General features: G+C 47.0%; 1 protein-coding gene. It reads right to left on the reverse strand.

The genetic code is table 11. The annotated features are described in order from the left end of the window. Positions 1 to 175 precede the first annotated feature (175 nt). A complete protein-coding gene (gene hpf / locus ACS8YF_RS20080) occupies positions 176 to 463 on the reverse strand; it encodes a ribosome hibernation promoting factor (RefSeq protein WP_440851819.1) in 288 nt (95 codons plus the stop codon). Positions 464 to 545: the final 82 nt, after the last annotated feature.

Here is a 545-nt window from a genome sequence, read left to right on the forward strand (position 1 = left end):
GCGTACATTCCCTGTTAAGAACACTGCTAAGCTGTAGAGTTGTATCATTATTTGTCATAATTTCACCTAAGAACCTGCCCACTCAAACAGTGGAACAGGCTCGGAGCATTAACCGTACAAATGGCCCGTTGTGCCGCCCAACAGGCCGCCATGCACATGCTAATTGCCCGGACAATTAGTGTTGTTTCAGTTTACCTTTATGTTTGGTCAACTGGCGTGCCAGCTTATCAATTAAGCCATCAATGGCAGCGTACATGTCCTGACCTTCCGCGCTGGCATGAATTTCACCACCGTTTACATGCAGTGTTGCATCTGAGGTGTGGGTGACTTTCTCCACTTTCAGAACAACATAGACCTGGTTGATTCGGTCAAAATATTGCTCAAGTTTGGCAAATTTGGCTGTAACAAATTCGCGCAGTGCCTCGGTGATCTCGACGTTATTTCCGGTAATGTTGAGCTGCATAGTGTCTTCCTTATCGGTTGGGTCAAACCAGCTGCTTGCGCTGATTTGACGGCGGAATGGATAAAGACTCTCGGTACTTAGC

Source organism: Salinisphaera sp. SWV1 (genome assembly GCF_052044155.1).
In the GTDB taxonomy this organism is placed as follows: domain Bacteria; phylum Pseudomonadota; class Gammaproteobacteria; order Nevskiales; family Salinisphaeraceae; genus Salinisphaera.